2 protein-coding genes are annotated in these 821 nt (G+C 69.2%); one reads left to right on the top strand and one right to left on the bottom strand.

Annotation, left to right across the window (positions count from 1 at the left end):
* Nucleotides 1–101 precede the first annotated feature (101 nt).
* Complete coding sequence (locus tag FUT87_RS25795; protein ID WP_147242836.1) at nucleotides 102–398, bottom strand: hypothetical protein; 297 nt, start codon at nucleotides 396–398, stop codon at nucleotides 102–104.
* Between the two features lie 131 nt (nucleotides 399–529).
* Between FUT87_RS25795 and FUT87_RS25790 the strand changes: the two genes are divergently transcribed.
* The coding region (locus FUT87_RS25790) for a hypothetical protein (protein WP_147242835.1) at nucleotides 530–821 on the top strand (292 nt) is incomplete at its 3' end.

The following is an 821-nucleotide window of genomic DNA, read 5'->3' as shown; positions in this document are numbered from 1 at the left end:
CAGCAGCGCCAGCCCGCCGAGGGTCAGCGCACCCATGCCCGGTTCAGGGACCGCGACGACCACGTCGGCGAAGGACTGGGCGTAGCTGACGCCGGCGCCGTTCAGCGCGGTGAAGCCGCTGATGGCGTTGCCGTCGCATCGGTGACCGAGGAGATGCCGTCCCAGTAGAAGCTGTTGGTGAAGGCGGCGTACGACTGCGCGGTGAGGGCGCCGATGACCGTGTCCGCGCTGTCATGCAGGAAGGACGAGGACATCGCGGTGCCCTGCCACAGCATCTCGATGGGACGGCCGAACTCGAACTCCAGTTGCAGGTTGTAGATCCCGGTGCCCTCCCGCGAGCCGCCGGCGACGACGCGGTCGTTGACCATCGCCAGATAGTCGTACCCGTACTGCGACACCCAGCCCGGGCCGGGGAACTCCCGCGACCCCCGAGGCGCGCATCGTGAGGTTGGCGCTCCAGAAATAGGACATCTCGCGGTCGGGGCCGGGGATGGGCTGCCCCGTCGTCGAGTTGGTGGAGGAATGGCTCATGCCGACGTCGCCCTCGAGCACGACGCGGAAGTTCATGACCCCGCGGGTGCCGTCCACGCAGGTGAGGCAGGTGATGACGAAGCTGTCGGCCGCTTCCGTGCTGGCCATCGACTCGGCACGGGTGCCGGGCTGCACGCCGGACACCGAGGTCTGCGTCGTCGCGGTGCGCGATACGAAGGTGAGGTGGCCGAAGGTCGCGGTGGCCGAGGAACGCGCCTCGGCGTTCTGCACGAGGCTGGACGACTGGTCCAGCAGCACGGCGTCGGCGGCCGACCAGATGGACGAGCCGC

Source organism: Mitsuaria sp. TWR114, assembly GCF_007997345.1.
The sequence above is the reverse complement of the archived record's forward strand: the minus strand, read 5'-3'. Positions and strand labels throughout refer to the sequence as shown.